The sequence below is a fragment of the Streptomyces sp. NPDC020490 genome, assembly GCF_044335305.1.
Taxonomy (GTDB): domain Bacteria; phylum Actinomycetota; class Actinomycetes; order Streptomycetales; family Streptomycetaceae; genus Streptomyces.
The window spans coordinates 1-21,195 of the sequence record NZ_JBIRUY010000010.1 but is presented as its reverse complement, the minus strand read 5'-3'; the positions used below and the strand labels follow the sequence as shown (position 1 = coordinate 21,195).

Here is a 21,195-nt window from a genome sequence, read left to right as displayed (position 1 = left end):
CGCTTCCCGCGACGCGGACCGGTCCTTACTCTGACCCTGTCAAGACCATTGCGGGGGCACGTGAATCAGATGCAGGGCCAGCTCGTCGCGGGCCGCTACCGGCTCGCCGACTCGATCGGTACCGGCGGCATGGGCCGCGTGTGGCGTGCCCACGATGAGGTGCTGCACCGGGCCGTCGCGATCAAGGAGCTGACGGCCGCGCTCTACGTCTCCGAAAGCGACCGGGAGCGCCTGCTCGCCCGCACCCGGGCCGAGGCCCGCGCCGCCGCGCGGATCAACCACTCCGCCGTCGTCACCGTGCACGACGTGCTCGAGCACGACGGCCGCCCGTGGATCGTGATGGAGCTGGTCGAGGGGCACTCGCTGGCCGAGGCGGTCCGGCAGCACGGCCGGTTCGAGCCCACCGAGGCCGCCCGCATCGGCCTCTGGGTGCTGCGCGCGCTGCGCGCCGCGCACGCCGCCGGCGTCCTGCACCGCGACGTCAAGCCCGGCAACGTCCTCCTCGGGCACGACGGGCGCGTCCTGCTCACCGACTTCGGCATAGCCCAGATCGAGGGCGACACCACCATCACGCGCACCGGGGAGGTCGTCGGCTCGGTCGACTACCTCGCCCCCGAGCGCGTCCGCGGACACGATCCCGGTCCGTCCTCCGACCTGTGGGCGCTCGGCGCCACGCTCTACACGGCCGTCGAGGGCAGGTCGCCGTTCCGGCGCACCTCGCCGCTGTCCACCATGCAGGCGGTCGTCGAGGAGGCGGCCGACGAGCCGCAGCACGCCGGCCCGCTCGGGCCCGTCATCGCCGCGCTGCTGCACAAGGACCCCGCCGCGCGCCCCGGCGCCGACGCGGCCGAGCAGATGCTCGCCGAGGCCGCCGAGGGGCGCCGGCCCGACGTGGCGCAGGCGTTCGTGCCCACGCAGGCCACACAGGCCGGACCCGTCCGCCGCGCGCCGGAGCCGCGCACCGTGCCGCACCCGGCCACCGCCACGCCGTACCCCCAGGCCACCGGACCGACGGCCGTCCGACCCCCGACGGCCGTCCGACCCCCGACGGCCGGACCCACGGCCAGCGGACTCACGGCCGGCGGACTCACGGCCAGCGGACCCACCGCGGCCGGACCCACGCCGCCCGGGCCCGCGCACCGCACGCCCACGCCGCCCGAACGCCGGCGCCTGCGCCTGCGCACCTTCGCGCTCGCGCTGGCCCTGGCCGCGATCGTCGGCGCGGGCACCGTCGTGGCGCTGCAGAAGTGGGAGGCGGGACGGCAGGGCGGCACAGCCGGGGGAACCACGTCGCCGACGCCCACCCCCTCCCCGACCGCGACGAGCACGCTCACCGGGCAGCCCGGGGGAATCGTTCCCGCCACGTGGAAGCGCTACGACGACCCGTGGGGTTTCAGCGTCTACCTGCCCCCCGGCTGGAATCGGCAGGTCGTCGAATCCGACGGCGACCCGAGTCAGGCCGACCCCGGCCTGAGACAGGTCGACTACACGCCCGACGGCGGCGAGCACTTCCTCCGCATCGCCGTCGACACCTCGCCCGACTTCAACGACGCCTACGCGCACCAGTCCGACCTCGAGCAGCAACTGCAGCGGCTGGTCGACTACAACGTCATACGGCTCCAGCAGAACGTCTACCGCGACCGCAGCGGCTCCATCTGGGAGTACACCTGGACCGCGCAGCCCAAGGACACGCCGTTCCCCGGCCCGCGGCGCGCCGTCGAGGAGGCGTACATGTCCCGGAACGGCACCGAGCACGTGCTCTACATGTCCTCGCCGGCGGCGGACTGGGCGCGCACGAGCAAGCAGTTCACGGCGGTGCTGCGGGGCTGGCAGGAACAGACGCCCTGATCCGGCCGAACTGACGGAGTTGGCCGGTCGGCGTCCCGGAGCCGGTCCGTCCGGTGCGGCATGATGGGGCGCATGGGGACCGAGGGGGAAGGCGTCCGCGTGATCGCGGGCCGTTACCGGCTCGAGGCCAGGCTCGGACGCGGCGGCATGGGCGTGGTGTGGCGGGCGACCGACCAGTTGCTCGGCCGGCAGGTGGCGGTCAAGGAGATACCCCTCGATCTCGACGAGACGCTCTCCGCCGAGGAGGTCCGCCGCCAGCGCGACCGCACCCTGCGCGAGGCGCGCGCCGTGGCCCAGTTGCGCCATCCGCACATCGTCGTCGTCCACGACGTCGTCGAGGAGGACGAACGCCCCTACCTGGTCATGGAGTTGATCGACGGCGGCTCGCTGGCCGACCGCATCTCCGCGCACGGGCCGCTCGACGCCGCCGAGGTCGCGCGCATCGGCGCCGACCTGCTGAGCGCGTTGCGCACCGCGCACGAGGCCGGTGTGCTGCACCGGGACGTCAAGCCCGCCAACGTCCTGCTGGAGTCCGGCACCGACCGGGTCGTCCTCACCGACTTCGGCATCGCCCAGGTCGCGGGGGCCACCACCCTCACCGAGACGGGCTCCTTCGTCGGCTCGCCGGAGTACACGGCGCCGGAGCGGATGTCCGGGGCCGGCACCGGGCCGGCGTCCGACCTGTGGTCGCTGGGCGCACTGCTGTGCACGGCGCTGAGCGGCAGGTCGCCGTTCCGGCGCGACTCGTTGGGCGGCATCCTGCACGCGGTCGTGTTCGACGAGATCCGCCCGCCCCCGCAGGCCGAGCCGCTGCTGCCCGTTGTACGCGGCCTGCTGGAACGCGACCCCGGCCGGCGGCTGGACGCGGACCGGGCGGAGCGGATGCTGCGCGAGTTCCATGACACCGGCCGCACCCCGCGGCTCCCGCCCGGCCACACCCCGCAGTCCTCCCGCGGCCACACCCACACCCGGCCCCACGTCCTCCACCCGCCCGCGCCGTCGTCCTCCACCGCACAGACCAGGACCTCGAAGCGGGGCGTGCTGGTCGCCGCGCTGCTGGTCGCCGCGATGGCCGGGGCGGGCGTGTCCGCGGCGGCGCTGCTGACGGACGGCGGCGACGGCGGCGGCCGTACGCCGGTGAGCCCGGCGCCCGGGACGTCGGCCGGCGCGTCACGGGGGACTTCGGCCGGCGAGTCGCCGAGGACCTCCGCGAGCGCGTCGGCGTCGCCGGGCACCCCGGCGGCCACCGCCTCCCGCGCCGACCGCACGCTCCCGTCGGCCCCTTCCGGCTACCGCCTCGCCGACGACCCGGACGGCTTCGCCCTCGCCGTGCCGGAGGGCTTCACCCGCAGTCCGCAGGGGGAACGGATCTTCTACAGGTCGCCCGGCGACACCTTCCGCATCGGCGTGCGGGTCGCCGCTCCCGAACCGGGCGGCCCCACGGCGGTGATGCGCCGCGCGGCCGCCGACGGCCCCGAGAACAACCCCGGTTACCGCGACGGCCGGGTCAGCGAGACCCGGCACCACGGACACCCGGCCGCGTTCTGGGAGTTCACCTGGAACGGCTTCACGCAGGCGGAAGGCGCCCGGCACACCTACGACCTGTGCTGGGAGGAGGACGGGCGGTTGTACGACGTGTGGGTGTCGGCGCCGGTCGGCAAAGTGCGGGAGGCGAAGGAGTACTTCGACGTCGCCGTCGACACGTTCACGCGTACCTGACCGCGTTCGTGCGGCCGGACGGAGGCGTGCCGGGACAGGGGCGCGCCCGGAAAGTCACGGGTCTGTGACCGGTGGGCCGTCGGTGTGGATGCGAGGCCGCGCGGCGCGATATGGATGGACGCATGAGCAGCAACGGGGGCCCCGGTCGTGAGTCCGACGACACGACGAGTTTTGTACTGCAACCGCCGAAGCAGCCACATGCGAACCCGCACCCGGACCCGCACCCGGACCCGCACGCGGACCGGCACCCGGACCCGCACGCGGACCCGCACGCGGACCGGCACCCGGACCCGCACGCGGACCGGCACGCGGACCGGCACGCGGACCAGTACGCGAGCCCGCACCCGGACCGGCACGCCAGCCCGCACCCGGCGCCCACCCGGATCGTCCCGCCGCAGGCGCAGTCCGCCCATGCCGCCCAGCCCGCCCATGCCGCGCAGTCTGCCCATCCTGCCCATCCTGCCCATGCTGCCCAGTCCGCACAGGCCCCGCAGTCCCCGCAGGACCCGGGCGCCGGGCGGCTGATCGCCGGTCGCTACCGGCTGTTGAGCAAGCTCGGGCACGGCGGCATGGGCACCGTGTGGCACGCCAAGGACGAGACGGTCGACCGCGAGGTCGCCGTCAAGGAGCCCCGCGTCCCCGACCACCTTCCCGAGCGCGAACGCGCCAACGCCTTCGAGCGGATGCGCCGCGAGGCACGCGCCGCCGCCCGTCTCGACCACCCCGCGGTGGTCAACGTCCACGACGTGGCCGTGGTCGACGGGCAGCCGTGGATCGTCATGGAGCTGGTGCAGGGCCGTTCGCTCGGCAGCGCCCTGCAGGAGGGCACGCTGGACGCGCGCGAGGCGGCCCGCGTCGGCCTGGAGGTGCTCGGTGCGCTGGAGGCCGCGCACGCCGCGGGCATCCTGCACCGGGACGTCAAGCCGGACAACGTGTTGCTGGGCCGTCACGGCCGGGTGGTGCTGACCGACTTCGGCATCGCGCAGATCGAGGGCGAGACCAACCTGACGGACACCGGCGGCTTCGTCGGCTCGCCCGAGTACATCGCCCCGGAACGGGTGCTGGGCCAGCGCCCCGGCCCGGCCTCCGACCTGTGGTCGCTGGGCGTGGTGCTGTACGCGGCGACGGAGGGCGTCTCGCCGTTCCGCCGCAGCAACACGCCGGCCACCCTGCAGTCCGTCCTGAACGCCACCCCCGCGCCGCCCGCCTCGGCGTCGGGCCCGCTCGCCGAGGCCATCAACGGCCTGCTGCAGAAGGACCCGGCGCGCAGGCCCGGCGCGGACCGGGTGCGGGCGCTGCTGCGGGAGGCCGCCGACCCGCCCGCGCCGCCGCCCACCCAGGCCGTGCGGGTGGTGCGCGGCGGTCTCCGGCTGGGCCGCAGGGCGTGGCTCGGGCTCGGGGCGGGGATCGTCGCGGCCGCGGTGGCGGCGTACCTGCTGATCGCGGATCCGTTCGCGGGGACGCTGCCGGAGGGCTGGAAGACGCACGACCTCGGCTCGAAGGTGGGGATGACCGTCGGTGTGCCCGCCTCGTTCGTCGCGGACGACCTCTCCGGGTCCGACGGCACGGACGCGCAGTTCAGCGACCCCAGCGGAGCGGTGCGCATCTACGTCAACCGCGACGTCAAGGCCGACGACAAGGACAACGGGGTTCCCGCGTCCGCGTCGGAGAAGGCGTTCGCGGACTGGGCGAACCTCAAGGACGGCGAGTACGGCTGGGACATCGCCTCCGACCCCGTGCCGAAGGGGGAGCCGCGGGAAACCACGTACCGGGGCGGCAAGGCCGCGGAGAACCTCATCACCTACACGACCACGGACCCCACGCACCCCCGCGTCCGCCAGGCCCGGGCCCTCTACTACCGCGCCGGCAACGGCGACATGTACTGGATCTGGATCGACTACCCGGGCAAGGGCTACTTCACCCAGGAAGGCCGGAAGATCGCCGACGAGGCGATCACCAACTGGAAGATCCACAATCTCTGAGACGCCGGCCCACTCCGCATCATGTGCCCGCCCCCGCGAGCCACCCCACCAGCCCGCCCCTCGCCACCAGCAGCGCGAACCGTTCATTGGCGTTCCGAACCGGTTCGGCGTACCAGGGCAGGGCGCGACGGCGCCATGTGGCCGGGGGCAGGTCCCGGGGAAGCGGCGTGAGGGGCAACGCCCACCCTCCGATGCGCAGTTCGCCGCCCCAGACGCCGGCGGGGAGATCCCGGACGGGGACTCGGACGACGAACCGGCCGTCGTCGGCGACGTGCCGGGCGGCGAAGCTCACGGTGCCGCCCTGGCCGTCGTCGAGCACGACTCTCAGGGCGCCGTCCGGATACGCGTCCAGAGCGCACCGCCCGGTGAACTCCAGCTCGGTGGGAACTCCGGCCGCCCAGCCGATGCCGTCGAGGCTCAGCCTGGGCAGCACCTTGTGCTTGCGTTCACCGAGGTCCAGGGTGAAGTTGCCGTACGGCTTGGTGGCATAGAGGGTGAGGGAACGCAGCTCCTCGCCGATGGCGACGATGCGCGTGCTGGGCCCGGCGGAGACGCTCTCGGCCCGCTTCGCGCCGATGCGTACCTCCTTCGAGATCCCCTGGGCTCCCACGGAGAGGTAGAGGTCCCACAGGCCGTCGCCGAGCGGCCCGCCGTCGGCGGCCGTGGTGATGTCGACGGCCGCCTCGAAGCCGGCCAGGTCGTAGGTGAACCGGCCCTCGTCCGCGTCCGCGCCGAGCCCGGGTGTCGCGGTGTGCGTGACCGGAAGCCGGTACTCGGCCGCGGTGTCGCGCTCCCGCAGGATCAGTTCCGTGGTGACGTCCTGTGTCACCACCCGGTGAAGGTAGGCGTGGCCCGCCAAGTGCAGCTCCGTGCCGCGTAATTCCGCCCGGCTGACGTGGTGACGTGTGCCGAGCTGAGCGGTGACGTCGTAGCAGAGGTCGGGGACGGCGCGGACCGGGTCGCGCAGGTAGGGGTAGCGGGCGTAGGCGCGGCCGCCGTCCACCAGGACGGGGGTGGCCGCCTTGCTGCGGGAGATCTCCTTGTCGAACTCGACGACCTCCAGCAGTTCGTCGAGCATCCGGTGCCGTACGAGGTGCAGCCGCAGCCGGGCCATGGCCGAGAGACGGTCGTTCATCCCGTCGTGCCACAACGGGGCGATGATCTCCGATAGCCGTTCGAGGGCCTTCTCCTGCACTTCGCGGGGCTCGTGCACAAGGTGGTCGTTCAGCAGTTGCTGGACGTCCACCGTGAGATGCCGGTGCGCCAGGTGGTCGCGGCCCGGACCAGGCGGTACGCGCTCCAGCAGCAGATCGACCATGCGCGGCAGGAAAAGCAGTCTCGGCTCGGAACCGCCGTTGCGCACCGTGGTGTTGCCGCCGTCCTCCCGCAGGTTGCAGTAGAGGCAGTCGTAGTCGGCGACCACGGAGATACCGGAGGCGTGGAGGTACGCGAGGGCCACGAACGGCTGGTCTTCTCCGATGGGCAGACCGGTGGGGAAGCGCAGGCCATGCTTCTCGATCAGCTTCCGGCGGAACAGCTTCAGCGGGTTGAGCGCCCAGTAGACACGAGACGTGAAGACGTCCGTCTTCGGCTGGCTGCGCTTGAACATCGACTGCGGCAGGTCTCGGCCGCCGATCCCCACCATTTTGCCGAGCACGATGTCGGTGCCGTTCTCCACCGACATCGCGACCATGCGTTCCAGCGCTTCCGGGCCGAGGTGGTCGTCGGCGTCCAGGAAGAACACGAACTCCCCGCGCGCCCGGTCCAGCCCGGCATTGCGCGGGGCCGAGGGCCCGCCGGAGTTCGCCTGGCGGACGACCTGCATCAACCCTGGATACACCTCGGTCAGCCGTGCCAGTTCGGCCGCCGTGCCGTCGGTGGAGCCGTCGTCCACGACGATGATCTCAAGGTTTTCCTGGCCGATGGATTGCTCGGCGGCTGAGGATATGGATTGCGTCAGATAGGGCATTGCGTTGTACGCGGCGATAATCACCGAAACGGTGGGGCCAGGCATTGTCGCGGTCTCCATCTGGTGTTGAAAAATCCTCCCGTTTCATGCTGGAGCTCGATGCCTCACGAGAATTCCACCGACTTCAAAGAATGTTCCTGTGAAGCTTGAGGGGGTTGTGAAATTACCATGCTCTTGTCGAGCGCATGGTGTGCTCGACTGGTGAAGTTGCAGGTGAACGGCGTTTTTCGGCCACCCGTGAAGCGGACATAATGTTGCATTCTTTCTGGAATTACACCTTCCGGTTCATTGTGCAACGAAAAGAATCAGGTGGGTTAATCCTGGGTGTGTTTGCCATGTGCAGTCGGTTCGTTGGCGGGGCTTGACGATCTTTATTCGGGTCACAATTATTTGGTGTTCGTTGGATTCACTGTGGCTGGCCGGGGGCAAGATCGGTCCGGGTCAGGTAGGCGGGGTGGGGTATGTGTAGTCGTAAAAAGGTGGCCAGATTACTGGCCGGTGTGGCCGGGATCACCGCATTGGCCGCGGGGGTGGTACCGCTCGAAGCGACCCAGGCCGCCGCCGCCACATGTACCGCGAGTACGTCCACCGACTTCAACGGTGACGGTATCGCCGACACGGTCATCGGTGACCCGAACGCCACGGTCGACGGCGCCGTGGGCGCAGGGCTGGTGCACGTGGTTCTCGGAGGGGGCAAGGGGGTCTCGGAGATCTCCCAGTCGGTCAGTGGTATGAATGCGAGGCCCGAGACCAATGACCACTTTGGCCTGTCACGCGCGTTCTACGACGCCGACGGCGACGGCTGCACCGACCTGGTGGTCGGCGCTCCCTATGAGGACGTAGCCAGCGGTGGAAGGCAACTGGTGGACGCCGGAGCGGTCTATGTGATCCACGGCTCGCCGACCGGCATCGGCGCGGGCTCGACGATCGAGGCCTACACCCAGGCCTCACTTGACGCGACCACCGCCACCGAGGCGTACGACTGGTTCGGATACGCGTTGAAGGCCGGTGAGACGGCGGCTGGTTCGCCCTACCTCGTGATCGGTGTCCCAGGTGAGAACGTCACCGACGGCGGAACGACTTACACGGACGCCGGGTGCATCGAGTACGTTCAGGATGCCACCAAGGCCTCCGTTAGTGAGAAGTCCCCAGGTGTGCCCGGCATCGTTGAGACGAACGACCGGTTCGGCTATTCGCTGGCGGGTACGAACCGTTACTTCGCCGTCGGCGGACCGGGGGAGGCGATCGGGGACGAGGAGTTCGCAGGCGGCGTCACGGTCTTCAACCACACCTTCACCGACGGCGTGCCCACCGCGCTCGCCGGGATCGGCCAGGGGACCAGCAGCGACACCGTTCCCGGTGTGGCAGAGGCCGGTGACGCCTTCGGGACCTCCATCTCCATGACGAACTACCGTCCGAGCGGCGAGACGTACAACTCGGATGCGCTTCTGGTGGCGGGCACACCCGGCGAGGACATCGACGGAGTCGTCGACACCGGAAGTGTCACGGTGGTGCGTGTGCAGCCGTCGGGCACGTATTCCCTGGTCGCCGGGATTGACCCCAAGACCGACGGCGTCGACGGTACGGAGACGCAGGGCGACTTCTTCGGGCAGCGCGTAGCCATCGCCAACACCAACACGAGCGTCGTCACCAGCACCGCCACCGTCCGGCTGGCCGTCGGCATCCCGGGCCGGGAGGCGGACACCGTCAAGAACGCGGGCGCCATTCAGATCTTCCGCCCGCTGGACAGCTCGGTCGGTACGAACGACAAGATCCTCACCCTGGGCTCGGGCCTGCCCGGCACCGCGACCGCCCGGGACTATACAGGGGTCGCCCTTACCGCCGGTTCCGCCAACCTCTACGTCGGCGTGCCCTACAGCAAGGCCACCAGCTCTCTGAAGGGCGTGCTGCACGTGCTGCCGTGGACGGACGTGGATGGCACGACCAGCACCGGCACCACCACCTACCTGCCCGGTTCGGGCGGCCTGCCCGACGCTGGTGAGGCGTTCGGAGTGGTCGGATGAGCCGCGAGCCGGGGAAGAGAAGACAGTCCAGGATCAGGACCCGTACCAGCGGTGGACACCGCACGCTCCTCGTGGCCACGACCATCGCAGCCCTGCTCACCGCGGCCATGAGCGCCGCACCCGCTACCGGACGCCCTTCCGCCACCGTCCGCGCGGCCACCGCCGCGAGCGCCCACGCCGACGTCGGCCCGTCGCTGACCGCGTCCGCCGCACCGGCCGAAGCCCGGAAGACCGGCGATCCGGTGGAGATCCTGAGCCTCCGCGACGAGCGCAGCACCACGGTCGCCAATCCCGACGGCACCTTCACGACCACCGAGTACGTCCAGCCCGTCCGCACTCGGATCGACGGCAAGTGGACGCCCATCGACACCACTCTCGTCAAGCAGAAGAACGGCAGGTACGCACCGAAGGCGGCGCTGTCCGCCATGGCCTTCTCCGGCGGCGGCGACACCACGTTCGCGGAGATCGAGAAGGACGGACGCGCGCTCTCCCTCGACTGGCCGGACAAACTGCCCGAGCCGGAGATCGACGGTTCGACGGCCACCTATGCCGACGTCTTACCCGGGGTGGACCTGGACGTCACCGCGACCGCCGAGGGCTTCTCGCACGTGCTGGTGGTCAAGAACGCCAAAGCGGCGGACGACCCCCGGTTGAAGCAGCTCAAGCTGTCGGTCGGTACCTCCTCGGTGAAGCTGGAGGAGAGCGGCGAAGGCGGGCTGACCGCCACCGACACCGGCTCCGGCGGCACCGTCTTCGAGGCGCCGCAGCCGGTGATGTGGGACTCCAGCCACGCCGCGGCCGACCAGCCCGCCGGGGACGAGAGCACCCAGACGCCCCCCGAGGGAGCCCGGGTCGCCGATGTCGGCATGGACGTCACGTCCGCAGCCGTGACGCTCACCCCCGACGCCGGTCTGCTCGGCGACGCCGACACGGTCTACCCGGTCTACATCGACCCCGTCGTCAAGACCGCCAACCGCAGCGCCTGGACCATGGTGTCCTCCCACTACTCGACCGCCGAATTCTGGAAATTCGACGACGACGAAGGCGTGGGCCTGTGCCCGTCAGACGTCTCGTACCGCTGTTCCAGCTCCGACGACGTCAAGCGCCAGTTCTTCGCCGTTCCGACCGGCGGCTTCGAGGGCAAGGACATCGTCAGCGCCGAGTTCGCGGTGACCCAGGTGTTCACCTACAGCTCCGCCGCCCGCGAGGTCCAGCTCGCCCGGGTCAACAGCACCGGCGCCAGCGCGATCAGTTCGTCCACCAACTGGTCGAACCAGCCCTCCTCCAAGGAGACGATCGGCACCAAGTCACCGACGGAGACGGCCGGCTCCTGCACGTCGACCAACCAGAACGTGCGGTTCACGGTGACCAGCACCGTCCAGAAGGCCGCCGACAACGGCTGGGACACCACCACGTTCCGCCTCAAGGCCGGCAGCGAGTCCGACACGTCCTACTGGAAGCGGTTCTGCGGCAACGCGCACCTCGAAGTCACCTACAACCGGCCGCCGCTGGAGCCCGACACGGACCAGATGAAGATGACGCCCGGCGGCAGCTGCGAGTACGGCAAGGCCACCGAGCACTACGTGACGGAAGCTCCCAAGGTCCGGGTCGTCATCAAGGACTACGACCACGGCGACAACGACGGCCTCCAGGAGAGCCTGCAGGCCCAGTTCAAGGTGTGGTGGACGGACAGCAGCGGGAACACCGTCGTCCACTACGCGCAGACGGGCAAGGTGGGGACGTCCACCGTCACCGGTTCGGGCGGCCAGACCGGCCAGGCGGTCTTCAGCTACACCGTCGGCAGCGATGTCTCGGGCGACGGCGAGGCCAGCTTCTCCGTCCCGCAGAACACGGTCGTCGCCTGGGCCGTCCGTGGTTTCGACCAGCAGTCGTACGGGCCCTGGTCCACCGACGGCGACCAGACCCGCTGCGAGTTCGTCTACGACAAGACGAGGCCCAAGCCGGCGGTGATCTCGTCGCCGGAGTACCCCGACGACGAGACCACGCACGTCGGGACGGGTGACTACGGCTCGTTCACCATGGACTCGCCGGACGCCGACGTGACGAAGTACTTCTACACCTTCAGCGGCCCCATGGTGAGCGAGGAGGACGCCGCGGGTGTCACCGTGCCGGCGGCCAGTGCCGGAGCTCCCGTCACCATCCGCTGGATGCCGCCGGACGAGGGCGCCTACTTCCTCACCGTCACGGCCATCGACGGAGCGGGCAACTCGCAGAAGAACCCGACGACCCACGTGTTCCTCGTCAGCGACGGCCGTGCCCCCGTCGCCGCCTGGACTCTCGGTGACGCCAAGGGTGCCACCCGGGCGGTCGGCAGCAGCGGCACCCCCGACGCCACGGCCGGCTCCGGTGTGACCTTCGGTGTCCAGGGTCCGCTCGGCTCCACCGACACCGCCGTCTCCTTCGACGGCACCGCGAACGCCTACCTCGACGCGGGCGAGCCCGCCGTCGACACCGGCGGGACCTTCTCCGTGAGCGCCTGGGTGATGCTGCCCGCCCTCCCCACCGAGAACGTCACCGTCGTCAGCCAGGACGGCACCGCCCAGCCCGGCTTCGAGCTCGGTTACGACGTCGACAGCGCGTCCTGGACCTTCCGCATCCCCGTCAGCGACATGGAGTCGCTCGGCACCTGGAAGGTCTCCGGCGCGGCCGCCGTGCCCGGTAGCTGGACACATCTGATCGGCGTGTACGACGCCGAGTCCGGCAAGATGATGCTGTACGTCAACGGGGTCCTCGTGGCCGACGACGTCCAGGCCCGGCACACGTCCTGGAACGCCACGGGCGCCGTGCAGATCGGCCGGAAGATCGGCCTCGACGGCTACACCGGCAACCTCAAGGGCAGCGTCGCCGACGTCAAGATCCACGACCGCGTGATCCCACCCGCCGAAGGCCAGGAACTCGGCGGTGTCCAGCCCCACCAACTCGCGTACTGGCAGCTGGACGAGGCGACGTCCGGTGTCTCCCCGGAGACCGGTGGCGGCACGGGACTGACCCTGGGCGGCGGCGCCTCCATCTACGTCCCCGACGAGTCCTGCGACGCCGACCTCGACCCCGACTGCACCCCTCCGGCCGAACCCCTGTGGGGCGACGGCAACCTGACACTCGACGGCACCGACGCCTACGCGGCTCGCGCGGCCGGGCTGCTCTCCGCGCAGGACAGCTTCACAGTGACGGCACGGGCGCGCCTCGCCACGGCGGATCCGGCCTCGGACGAGACCCTGCTGTCGCTGCCCGGCACGAACGGCAGCGCGGCCACGGTGCGGTACTCGGCAGCCGACGACGCGTGGGAACTGGTGGTGACGGACGCGGACTCCGCCTCCCCGGTGACGACCGAACTCCTCGACGCCGGCCATCTGCCGAGTTCCGAGGGCGACGGCGACCACGTGGCGCTGGTCTACAACGCGGTCTTCGGCGATGTGCTCCTGTACGTCAACGGTGTCGCGGTGGCCGATGCTCCCTGGGACAACTCCTGGGACTTCAGCACGACCGGCCTGCAGATCGGACGTGCGCTGACCGGCTCCACCGCGAGTGAGTACTTCGCCGGTGCGGTCGACGAAGTCCGCGTGTATCAGGGCCCGTTGGACGCATCACTGGTGGCGCTCCTGACGGCCATGCCGTCCGGCGCGAGCATCGACGAGACCTCGGCATAGCGCCACGGCGTGCGGGTGGCCGGCCCACGGCCGTCCGCCCGCACGTCTTCCCGCCCCCCAGCCTTCCCGCCCACCCGACTCCACAGGGAGATGTCATGTCCTCGCCTGCCTGGATCCGGTCTGTCAGACCGGCCTGGCGCAGCGGTCAACGAAGAGCCGCAGTGCTCCTCGGTCTGACCCTGTCGATAGGGCTGCTGCCGCAGTACGCCCCCGCGGCCGATGCCAGCCCGGCCGCCCCGCAGATGCCGACGTACAAGGACGACCCGGTCCAGGGCAAGAACGCCGAGCCCAGGACCGTCAGGAAGAACGACGAGGCGGGGAAGGCAGCGGTCAAGCACGCGGAGGAAGCGCACTGGCCCAAGGCCGGCAGCGCCGAGGTCGGCATCTCCGCCAAGGCGGCCAGGGCCGAGGGCCTGCCGCTGACCGTGAGGACGACCGGCGGCAAGAAGGACGCCGGCTCCGTACGCGTCGAGGTCCTCGGACGCAAGGCCGCCCAGGCCGCCGGCGTCGACGGCGTCCTGTTCGCCGTGGCGCGGGCCGACGGAGACACGGCCGCGGGGACTGCCCGAGTCACCCTGGACTACTCGGGCTTCGCCGACGCCTACGGCGGTGGGTACGGTTCGCGACTCCGTCTCGCCCAGTACCCCGAGTGCGTGCTGACCACGCCGCAGAAGAAGTCCTGCGCCACGCCCAGGTACCTCAAGAGCACCAACAACGCGGCGAAGCAGACGTTGACGGCGACGGTGCGGGCGGCCGGTGACACCTCCGGCCCGTCCGCCCAGCTTCTCGAGGCCGGCTCGAGCACGTCGTCCGCCACCGTGGTCGCGGCCACCTCCGGCAGCAGTGGTGACGGTGGCGACTACAAGGCGACCAGCCTCGCTCCGTCCTCGCAGTGGGGTGTGGACACCAATTCGGGCGCTTTCACCTGGTCGTACCCGCTGACCACCCCGCCGGTCCCCGGAGGCCTGCAGCCGACCGTCGGTCTGAGCTACAACTCCCAGGCGATCGACGGCCAGACGGCGGCGACCAACAACCAGGGCTCGTGGATCGGGCAGGGTTTCTCCTACGACCCCGGCTACATCGAGCGGAGCTACAAGCCGTGCGCCGACGACGGACACGACGACACCAACGGCGATGAGTGCTGGGCGTACGACAACGCCACGCTCGCCCTCACGGGCGGTACCTCCGGACAGCTCATCAAGGACGACACGACCGGCGAGTGGCGGGTCAAGAACGACGACAACTCGAAGGTCGAGCACCTGACCGGCGCCACCAACGGGGACGACAACGGCGAGTACTGGAAGATCACGACCGCCGACGGCACCCAGTACTACTTCGGCCTCGACCGACTGCCCGGCTATGCCAGCGGGAACGAGGAGACCGACTCCACGTGGACCGTCCCCGTCTACGGCGACGACTCCGGCGAGCCCTGCTACAAGTCCACCCTCGCCGACGCGTACTGCACGCAGGCCTGGCGCTGGAACCTCGACTACGTCGTCGACCCGCACGGCAACGCCATGTCGTACTACTACGGCACGGAGACGAACCACTACACGCAGGGCCTGAAGACGACGGAGAACGGCAAGCCCTACATCCGCGGCGGCTACCTCAAGCGCATCGACTACGGCCAGCGCGCCGGCAAGGTGTACTCCACCGAGCCGGCCGCGCAGGTGGCCTTCACCACGGCCGAGCGCTGCATCGGCGACCTGACCGACTGCGAGCCTTCCGACCTCACGGACTCCACGGCCGCCGACTGGCCGGACGTCCCCTGGGACCAGAACTGCAAGGCCGACAGCAAGTGCCCCGGCCAGAACTCGCCGACCTTCTGGACCCGCAAGAAGCTGACGAAGATCACCACGCAGATCCGCACCGGCGACTCGACGTACAGTCCGGTCGACGAGTGGAGCCTGACGCAGGACTTCACCGACAACGGCGACGGCTCCAAGTCCCTGTGGCTGAGCAAGATCGACCACACCGGCAAGGTGGGCACGGACGTCTCCCTGCCCTCCATCGAGCTCTATGGCCAGCAGTTGCCGAACCGCGTCGACGAGACCGGAGACAACCTCCAGCCCTTCTACCGCTTCCGGCTCAGCGGGGTGCAGAACGAGACCGGTGGCAAGCTCAGCGTGAACTACGCCGACCCCCAGTGCACCACGAGCGACCTGCCCGCCGAGGACTCCTCCACCAAGCGCTGCTTCCCCGTGAAGTGGAATCCGCCGGGTGTGGCGGACCCGATCGTCGACTGGTTCCACAAGTACGTGGTCGCGTCCGTCAACGAGCAGGACCTGACCGGCGGCAACGCCGACCAGGTCACCTCGTACACCTACCTCGGCGATGCCGGCTGGCGTAAGACCCCGGCCGACGGCATCACCACGTCGGAGCGCCGGACGTGGGGCGACTGGCGCGGTTACGGCAAGGTCCGCGTCGTCACCTCGGACGGCACCAACTCCGCCTCGAACACCAAAACCGAGCACGTCTTCTTCCGCGGCCTCGACGGGGATGTGGACAAGGACGGAAACACCCGTTCGGCGACGGTCACCGACTCCAACGGGGTCTCCTACGACGACTCCGACTGGAAGGCCGGCCAGGAGCTGGAGACGATCACCTACAACGGCTCCGACGTCACGCAGAAGTCGGTGACGGTGCCGTGGACCGCGGTGACGGCGACCCAGACGGAGGACTTCGGCACGCGCAGGGCGCGCTACATCGCGGCGGGCTCCACGGACACGTACACGGCCCTCGCGGTGGGCGGCTGGCAGCACACCAAGTCGACCACCAGCTACGACGACGTGACCGGCCGTGCGACCCAGGTCGACGACGACGGCGAGGTCGGCGTCGCCGACAACCAGTGCACCCGCACCGAGTACGCGGACAGCGCGAGCCTGCACCTGTACACGTACGTGTCACGGGTGGAGAAGGTAGGCGTCGACTGCTCCACCACCCCGGACCGCTCCAAGGACGTCATCTCCGACGACCTGACCTTCTACGACGGCTCGACCGTGCTGGGAGCCGCGCCCACCAAGGGCGACGTGACGACGGTCAAGCGGCTGTCCGCGCACGACGGTAAGACGGCCACGTACCAGACGACCGCCGTGACGACGTACGACGACTACGGCCGGCCGCTCGTGGTGAAGGACGCCCAGACCTACACGTCCTCCACCACGTACACCTCGTCGACCACATACGTGGACACCTACGGGCTGGCCACCAAGTCGACGGTGACCAACATCGACGGCTGGACGACCTCCACGGAGTACGCCCCGCAGTGGGGGGCGCCGAGCGCGAAGGTCGACCAGAACGGCAAGCGCACCGAGCTCGCCTACGACGGACTCGGCCGCCTGACCTCCGTCTGGCTGCCGGACCGTATCGGCAAGACGCCCTCGATCAAGTACGAGTACCTCGTCCGCGGCGACAGCGGTCCCGTCGCCGTCCACACCCAGAAGGTGGAGAAGGACGGCACGTCCTACGGCAGCGAATGGTCGCTGTACGACGGCCTGCTGCGGCCGCGCCAGGAGCAGACCGAGGGGCCGGGCGGCAACCGCCTGGTGGCGGACACGCGCTACGACGGCTCGGGCCGCGTGGTCAAGGTCAACGACACCTACTACACCACCGGCGCCCCGTCCGCGACGCTCTTCGTCCCCGTCGACTCCGACCTCGACGCGCAGACGGAGACCGAGTACGACGGCGCGGGCCGCACCACCGCCACTGTCTTCAAGGTCAAGGGACAGGAAAAGTACCGGACGTCTTACGCCTACGGCGGTGACCGCGTCACCACCACCCCGCCCTCCGGCGGAACCAAGACGACGGCCGTGACGGACGCCCGGGGCCGGACGACCACCCAGATCCAGTACCCGGCCGACGGCGACGCGGTCACCACGGCGTACAAGTACACGGCCGCGGGACTGCTGTCGAAGGTCACGGACGACAAGGGCAACGTCTGGCAGTACTACTACGACCAGCTGGGCCGCAAGAAGACGGCTGTCGACCCGGACACCGGTACCTCGTCCTACACGTACGACGTGCTGGACCGTCCGACCTCGGTGACGGACAGCCGCGGCAACAAGACGTCGACCAAGTACGACGAGCTGGGCCGTGCGGTGTCGACCTGGCTGGGCGAGGTGGACACCGGGACCAAGCTGTCGGTCGCGAAGTACGACACGCTCTACAAGGGCGAGCTGTACGGCACCTACACCTACAAGGACGGCGCGGTCTATTCGTCGCTGCTGTACCCGAAGCTGGACGAGAACAACGACTACCGGCCGACCCTGACCCGGTACGTGGTCTCCAAGACCGCCGAACCGGAACTGGGCGGCACCTACGAGTTCACGACCCAGTACAACGACGACGGGACGGTGCTGAGCCAGGGCCTCCCGGCGGCCGGTGACCTGTCGGCGGAGGCGCTGTCCTACCAGTACGACAGCCTGCAGCGGCCGGTCGGGCTCAGCACGTCATTGGGCGGCCTGAGCTACGTCTCCGACGCCACCTACTCGGCGACGTCGCTTCTGACGGCACTGCAGCTCACGACGGGTGGTACCGACGACCCGAAGTCGACCCTGTCGTACGACTACGAGCGCGGTACCGACCGCCTGTCCCGCGCGACGGTGAAGGTCGGCGGTGCTTCCACGCTGGCGTACGACGCGCGCTACACCTACGACGCCGCCGGCGACGTCCTGTCGATCGCGGACACCCCGGGCACCGGCGCGAGCGACGTGCAGTGCTTCGGCTACGACGGTCTCCAGCGTCTGACGGACGCCTGGACGTCGTCGGTGTCCTCCGACAGCGCGTCGGGCACGGGCAGTACGGACGCGGCGTGCGCGTCGGGCGCCTCGTCCTCGACGGTCGGCGGTGTGTCCCCGTACTGGACGGAGTACGGCTACGACTCGATCGGCAACCGCACCAGCGAGGTGCGGCACGGGCTCGGCGGGGCCGCGACGTCCACGCGTTCGTACGCGTACGGGGACGGGTCCGGCCCGAACGGGACGGACTCCGGCCCGCACACGGTCTCGTCGGTGACGCAGACGACCGAGGCGACGAGCACGACTCCGCAGGTCACGTCCCAGGACACGTACACCTACGACGCCTCCGGCAACACCGTGACGCGTGTCCTGAACGGCGACACCCAGTCCCTGGACTGGGACAAGCAGGGCGAGCTGACCAAGGTCACCAACGCCGACGGGACGGTGACCTCATACAAGTACGACGCCTCGGGCGAGCGGATCACCAGTGAGACGCCGGACGAGAAGACGCTCTACCTGCCGGGCACGGAGCTCCACCTGGACAAGTCGACGAAGGCGGTGACGGCGACCCGTTACTACTCCTTCGGCGGGCAGACGGTCGCGATGCGGGAGGCGGACGGTGTCCACTTCCTGGCCTCGGACCACCAGGGCACGGCCGAACTGGCCATCGACGCCAAGACGGGGGAGACCTCCCGCCGGCGCACGGACCCGTTCGGCACCCTGCGGGACGAGTCCACGTCGTCGTCCTCCGCTTCCTCGGGCTGGGTCAACGACAAGGGCTTCGTGGGCGGCACCGTCCAGAAGTTCACGGGCCTGACGACACTCGGGGCACGGGAGTACGACTCGGACACGGGCCGCTTCATCTCGGCCGACCCGGTCATCGACTACAGCGACCCGCAGCAGATCAACGGCTACGCGTACGCGAACAACAGCCCGGTCACGTACAGCGACGCCTCGGGTCTGCGGCTGGCCAACTGCGTGGGCGGCTGGAACGAGTGCGGACCAGGAACCTCGAAGAACCGGGGCGCGTGGACGGACAACGCGTCCGGGTTGTCGGGTGGCCAGACTCCGTACGACAGCACGTACACCTACACGCCGGCTCAGGCCAAAGCGGACGAGGCCCGCGCCAAGGAGGACGCCGCCAAGCAGCGGGCCATCGCCATAGCCAAGGAACTCGGCCAGATCATCGCGGACGAACTGGGCCTCACGGACGCGCTTGACTGCTTCACGACGGGAAGCCTGGGCTCCTGCGGCTCCACCGCGCTCAATGTGATCACCTCACTGATCGGCGGCGGTCCCGCTGCCCGACTGGCGGTCAAGTATGGGCTCAGGGTCGACAAGGCCATTGCCGTGGGCAAGCGGATCGTCGGCCTGGGCAGGAAGCTGTGGGCCGAGTTCAAGGGCTGGCGGAGGAGCAAGAAGGCGGCGGAGAAAGTCGAGGCTGCCGCGTCCTGCCTGGTCAACAGTTTCACCCCGGACACCAGGGTGCTGATGGCCGACGGTTCGACGAAGAAGATCAAGGACGTCGACGTCGGCGACAAGGTCCTGGCCACCGACCCCGAGACGGGCGAGACCAAGACCGAGACGGTCACCGCAGAGATCAAGGGCAAGGGCCTGAAGCACCTCGTCAAGATCACCGTGGACATCGACGGCAGGAAGGGCACCAAGACCGCCTCGGTCACCGCCACCGACGGACACCCCTTCTGGGTCCCGCAACTCGGCGAGTGGCTCCAGGCGACGGACCTCAAGGCCGGCACCTGGCTGCGCACCAGCGCGGGAACACGGGTCCAGATCACCGCGGTGAAGCGCTGGACGGCTCTGACAGCGACGGTGCACAACCTGACGGTCAGTGACCTGCATACGTACTATGTGCTGGCGGGGGCTACGCCGGTTCTCGTTCACAACTGTGGTGAGGCCGCTGATGACTTGCTCGACTTCGCAGACGAGGCGCTGAGTATGAGCCCGGAATCGCGACCCAACGTTGCGACAAAGATTACTTCTGCGGATGGAGAGCATGTCCGTTTCGCCTATGCGACGGATACGCGTAGCGGTGCAATGCCTCCGCAGACAGCGAGGGCAGTAGCCAACTCCGGACACCATGGCGGATGTGGGGAAGTTGGGTGTGCCATCCAGTTCGAGAATGCTGGCATCCCACTGGAAGGGTCGACATTCCAGTCCGTCATGATCGGTGGTGGCGGTAGAGGGAATTCGTTCCCAATTGAGAATCATGGCGAGCTGATCGCACCATGCCCTGCCTGCCAACGGTTCTTGCCTCTAATCGGTGGACGTGGGTGAGTCTCATGCCCGTCTCTCCAGAGTTGCGCGCCGCACTTCAAAGATTGAGAGAAGTGCGATCCGAAAGGCCTCCGGGTGGGCGTGAAACTGAATCTTTTGCCGCGTGGCGGGAAAGGATTGCAGACGCTTTGGATTCACTGGCCGGCGTTCTCATCTATGAGGAAGATCGCCAGAGAGCTGCCGCCGAAGCGGCCGCTGCTCGCGCCGAAGGAGAAAGAATCAGTGCTGAACTGAATCAACTGGACTGATGGATAGAGCTCTGCTCTGATCCGTCTGTTTCTGCAACAGCAAGGCGGAATGTCCTTGGATATATCAGAAGCCCCACCGAGAGCAATTTCGGTGGGGCTTCTGAGTCGTTTGACGGCAACGCTGACGGCAACGTCAACGGACGACGGGTGCGGCTGGTGGGTCGTCGGGGTCGTCGTCCTGGCCGCTGAGAGCGTGACTCAGGGCGTCGATGGCATCCCGCTGGAGTGGGAGTCGTACGTGGGCGTAGACGCCGGCGGTGACGCCGATGTGGGCGTGCCCGAGGAGTTCCTTGATCACGACGAGGTCGATCCCCTGTTCCAGGAGCAGGGTGGCAGTCGAATGCCGGAGGTCGTGGAAGCGGATGCGGCGGAGGCCGGCCCGGTTGAGGAAGCTGCGGAAGCGGCGGGTGAGGTTGGCCGGGTCGAGAGGCCGGCCGGTAGGGGTGGTGAAGACGCGCGCCGTCTTGCCAGGTTGGCCCTGCGGTTTCGCGCTCCTCGTCCTGCTGTTGCTGGGGCTCTTTGAGGGAGTGGAGGCATTCGGTGGGGAGGGCGATTCTGCGTTCGGAGGCCCGGGTCTTGGTGGGCAGGTGGGTGAGGCCGCTGGTGCGGGTCAGGGCTTGATCAAGTTCCGTTGAGGTCGGGCTTGTAGGTGATGCCCAGGATGGGGAGGGCCCGTTCGGGTTGGTCGCGGATGGCGCGGGTGGTC

7 protein-coding genes and 1 pseudogene are annotated in these 21,195 nt (G+C 69.4%); 6 read left to right on the top strand and 2 right to left on the bottom strand.

The window, feature by feature from the left end; all coding sequences use genetic code 11:
* Nucleotides 1-69: 69 nt before the first annotated feature.
* From ACH4ZX_RS12940 to ACH4ZX_RS12930, 3 genes are all read left to right on the top strand, one after another.
* Complete coding sequence (locus tag ACH4ZX_RS12940) at nt 70-1,848, top strand: protein kinase (protein WP_398271852.1); 1,779 nt, start codon at nt 70-72, stop codon at nt 1,846-1,848.
* 72 nt (nt 1,849-1,920) lie between these two features.
* Entirely contained in the window at nt 1,921-3,567 is a 1,647-nt protein-coding gene (locus ACH4ZX_RS12935; RefSeq protein WP_398271621.1) for a protein kinase, read from the top strand.
* Nucleotides 3,568-3,689: 122 nt separating this feature from the next.
* On the top strand, nt 3,690-5,549 hold the full coding sequence (locus ACH4ZX_RS12930; RefSeq protein ID WP_398271619.1) for a serine/threonine-protein kinase: 1,860 nt from the start codon (nt 3,690-3,692) through the stop codon (nt 5,547-5,549).
* Between the two features lie 19 nt (nt 5,550-5,568).
* On the opposite strand, the gene ACH4ZX_RS12925 is transcribed toward ACH4ZX_RS12930, so the two are convergent.
* Nucleotides 5,569-7,518 carry a glycosyltransferase gene (locus tag ACH4ZX_RS12925; RefSeq protein ID WP_398271617.1) on the bottom strand — a complete coding sequence of 650 codons (1,950 nt, stop codon included), beginning with the start codon at nt 7,516-7,518 and terminating at the stop codon, nt 5,569-5,571.
* A 500-nt stretch (nt 7,519-8,018) separates the two neighbouring features.
* Here ACH4ZX_RS12925 and ACH4ZX_RS12920 point away from each other — a divergent pair, with 500 nt between their 5' ends.
* The 3 genes from ACH4ZX_RS12920 (at nt 8,019) to ACH4ZX_RS12910 (ending at nt 20,241) form a co-directional block, all read left to right on the top strand.
* Nucleotides 8,019-9,542: a VCBS repeat-containing protein gene (locus ACH4ZX_RS12920; RefSeq protein ID WP_398271615.1), complete on the top strand. Its 1,524-nt coding sequence runs from the start codon at nt 8,019-8,021 to the stop codon at nt 9,540-9,542.
* 71 nt (nt 9,543-9,613) lie between these two features.
* Nucleotides 9,614-13,210, top strand: a complete 3,597-nt coding sequence (locus ACH4ZX_RS12915) for a LamG-like jellyroll fold domain-containing protein (protein ID WP_398271613.1) — start codon at nt 9,614-9,616, stop codon at nt 13,208-13,210.
* A 161-nt stretch (nt 13,211-13,371) separates the two neighbouring features.
* A complete protein-coding gene (locus tag ACH4ZX_RS12910; RefSeq protein ID WP_398271611.1) occupies nt 13,372-20,241 on the top strand; it encodes a polymorphic toxin-type HINT domain-containing protein in 6,870 nt (2,289 codons plus the stop codon).
* 381 nt (nt 20,242-20,622) lie between these two features.
* Here ACH4ZX_RS12910 and ACH4ZX_RS12905 read toward each other — a convergent pair.
* Nucleotides 20,623-21,100: pseudogene (locus tag ACH4ZX_RS12905) on the bottom strand (tyrosine-type recombinase/integrase); the annotation flags it as partial.
* Nucleotides 21,101-21,195 lie beyond the last annotated feature (95 nt).

What these genes read in the sequence shown, in the direction of transcription:
- ACH4ZX_RS12940 (WP_398271852.1), top strand. Translation starts at nt 70, where the DNA reads ATGCAGGGCCAGCTCGTCGCGGGCCGCTACCGGCTCGCCGACTCGATC.
- ACH4ZX_RS12935 (WP_398271621.1), top strand. Translation starts at nt 1,921, where the DNA reads ATGGGGACCGAGGGGGAAGGCGTCCGCGTGATCGCGGGCCGTTACCGG.
- ACH4ZX_RS12930 (WP_398271619.1), top strand. Translation starts at nt 3,690, where the DNA reads ATGAGCAGCAACGGGGGCCCCGGTCGTGAGTCCGACGACACGACGAGT.
- ACH4ZX_RS12925 (WP_398271617.1), bottom strand. Translation starts at nt 7,518, where the DNA reads ATGCCCTATCTGACGCAATCCATATCCTCAGCCGCCGAGCAATCCATC.